This window comes from Winslowiella iniecta (assembly GCF_001267535.1).
Lineage (GTDB): Bacteria > Pseudomonadota > Gammaproteobacteria > Enterobacterales > Enterobacteriaceae > Erwinia > Erwinia iniecta.
Genome location: NZ_JRXE01000009.1, coordinates 25691 through 28515, shown reverse-complemented (window position 1 = coordinate 28515; position 2825 = coordinate 25691). Strand labels below are relative to the sequence as shown.

The window sequence follows — 2825 nt, the reverse complement described above, 5'->3', positions numbered from 1 at the left end:
CCATATTGTGTGGCTGCCCGTTAATCTCCTCCGGGGTAAAACCACTGACCTCTATAAATGCATCATTGGCGTAGGTGATATAGCTGTTGAGGTCGGTAGTCGACATCAGTGTCGCATCGTTATCAAACAGATACTCTTGCTGTGTTACGGGCTGGTTATTACGCATGGATCGGGTCCTTGGGGGGTGAACATCGCTTACAGGGCAGGATGGTTTACTTTTTTTTATATTTTCGGCGGCGTGACTGGAGAACTTTAGCCGCCAGCGCAATATTTCGTAATGGCCGGAAGCACTTAGTGTCAGGGAAGCGGGTGCAACAATGGGGTGATAGTGGATATCACGCCGGGCGCAGGATTAGTTAAGGGGGGATTTAGGGTAAATCAAATGGATGTTATCGCGAATGAAACCCGCCCGCCGACGGGTTCTGGTCGCCGTTAATTAACTGAGATCGACATTTTTACTGCCAAACAGCCAGGTTGCGGCAAAACCGGCCATCCAGGCGATTACCATTCCTGCGGCATACACCGCCATGCCCGCCAGAATGCCGTGTGCGGAAGTCATCAATGGCAGAGAAACCAGTCCTGAAGGGCCAAACACGGTGTTTAATCCGACGGGTAATCCCAGCCAGGCGACCAGGCCAATAAAAAAGCCGCCGGCCGCGCCGCCGATGCAGGCAGTAATAAAGGGTTTAACCCGTGGCAGCGTCACACCGTAAATCAGCGGTTCTCCGACGCCGAGAAAACCCGGAATGATCGCCCCTTTCACCTGCGTTCGCAGCAGCGAGTCCTTTTTTGCCCGGAAGTAAAGCGCCAGCGCCGCCCCCACCTGCCCGGCTCCGGCCATGGCCAGAATCGGAAACAATGAGTTAAAGCCTTGCGCATCCATCAGCGCAAAATAGACCGGAATAAAGCCCTGGTGAATGCCGAACATCACCGCCAGCAGGAACAGTCCGGCTAACAACGCGCAGCCAAACGGATTGCCATTAAGATGGATAAACAGCCATGACATGGCTTTAAACAGCTCGCCGCCGATCGGCATAATCACCACAAAGGTCAACGCGCCGGTGATCAGCAGCGTCAGCATTGACGTCAGGATCATATCGAGATTATCCGGCATCCACTTACGGATCTGCCGCTCAATCCATGCGCCGGTTATCGCCGCCAGCAGCACGCCAATAATGCTGCCGCGCGGGTCAATCACCATGCCGAAAAAGTTATCGATACCCGAGTAGTAACCCACGTTGGCATCCGGCAAGTAGCCCAGTAAAAACAGCGAGGCGATAATCGCGCCATTCACGCCAGAGCCGCCAAACGCTTTCTGTGCGTTGTAGCCAATCAAAATACTCAGGAAGGTAAACAGCCCCTTACTGAATATCTTCATATAGCCGACTCCCTGCACCAGCAGCGCATGGTGCTGACCCGTGCTGCTAAGCTGGAAGATCTGTTCCAGCAGGGTGGCGATGCCGAGCAACATACCGGCGGCGATAAATCCGGGGATCAAAGGAGTAAAGATAGTGGCAAACTTTGCCAGAAACTGATGGACGCCGCTGTTTTGCCGGGCTTTCTGCTGCTGTTTATTTTCCGCTGCCAGCGCCTGTAAATCCGGCGTGGCGTGCTGATCTCCGCTTGCCAGCAGAGAATTCATCATCTCCGCTGCGGTTTGTGCCTTACCAGGGCCGAGAATCACCTGTAGCTGATCGTCACTGTTCACCACGCCCAGCACGCCAGGCAGCGTTTTTAGCTCGGCTTGTTGCACCAGGGTTTTATCGTGCAGCGTCAGGCGCAGCCGCGTCATGCAGTTGCCGCACAGCGCCACGTTCGCTGCGCCGCCTACCGCCTGCAACATGGCCTGCATCAACGCGAGGGTGATTTTCGCCATGGTCAGGCTCCTTGCTGATGCAGAGCCTGGCGAATAAAGCCGCGATTCTGTTGCAGCAGTGCCTGTGCGTCTTCGGCGGAAAGCCGTGCCAGCACCATCAGAATGGCCGTTTTGCACTGGCCGCCGCAGGCGCTGAGCGCGCGTTGTGCTTCGGCTTCACTACAGCCGGTTGCCTGTAAAACGATATTCACCTGACGTTGAATCAGTTTCTTATTGGTGGCTTCCACATCGACCATCAGGTTGCCATAAACTTTGCCGCTGCGGATCATCGCACCGGTGGTCAGCATATTCAGCACCAGCTTTTGCGCGGTGCCCGCTTTCATCCGCGAGGAGCCGGTGACCACTTCCGGGCCAACCACCGGTGTCAGAGCGATATCGGCAATGCGGGCGATTTCACTGTCGGGATTACAGGTCAGTGCGGCAGTGGTCGCGCCAAGCTGGCGGGCATACTCCAGCGCTGCCACCACATACGGTGTGCGCCCGCTGGCGGCGATACCGACCAGCACATCTTTGGCGTTAAAATTGATCGCCTTCAGATCGTCCACGCCCATGTCACGATTATCTTCGGCATTTTCCACCGCCTGCAAAATCGCTTTATGCCCCCCGGCAATTAGCGCCACAACCTGTTCACGCGGGGTGCCGTAGGTTGGCGGGCACTCACTGGCATCCAGGATACCCAAACGCCCGGAGGTACCAGCACCGGAATAAATCAGCCGGCCACCCTGCTGAAATGCCGCCGCGATCGCATCCACGGCACGGGCGATTTCCGGCACGATGGCTTCCACCGCCAGCGCGACTTTCTGATCTTCCTGATTGATCACCCGCAGCATCGCTTCGGTAGGCAGTTCATCAATGTTTTCACTGGCCGGGTTACGGCCTTCGGTGATCATCGTATTCAGGTCAATCTTCATAACAAGCTCCGGGCAGAATCGCAGTAAAGGAATAATTT

Annotated in this window: 3 protein-coding genes; all 3 read right to left on the bottom strand. The window is 55.8% G+C overall.

The window, feature by feature from the left end; genetic code table 11:
- On the bottom strand, positions 1 to 166 hold a 166-nt coding region (locus NG42_RS22625), incomplete at its 3' end, for a PAS domain S-box protein (RefSeq protein ID WP_156324259.1).
- Positions 167 to 436: 270 nt separating this feature from the next.
- Positions 437 to 1876: a PTS N-acetylmuramic acid transporter subunit IIBC gene (gene murP / locus NG42_RS07820; RefSeq protein WP_052898764.1), complete on the bottom strand. Its 1440-nt coding sequence runs from the start codon at positions 1874 to 1876 to the stop codon at positions 437 to 439.
- Positions 1877 to 1878: 2 nt separating this feature from the next.
- Entirely contained in the window at positions 1879 to 2787 is a 909-nt protein-coding gene (gene murQ / locus NG42_RS07815) for an N-acetylmuramic acid 6-phosphate etherase (RefSeq protein ID WP_052898763.1), read from the bottom strand.
- Between the last annotated feature and the right edge of the window lie 38 nt (positions 2788 to 2825).

What these genes read in the sequence shown, in the direction of transcription:
- murP (WP_052898764.1), bottom strand. Translation starts at nt 1,876, where the DNA reads ATGGCGAAAATCACCCTCGCGTTGATGCAGGCCATGTTGCAGGCGGTA.
- murQ (WP_052898763.1), bottom strand. Translation starts at nt 2,787, where the DNA reads ATGAAGATTGACCTGAATACGATGATCACCGAAGGCCGTAACCCGGCC.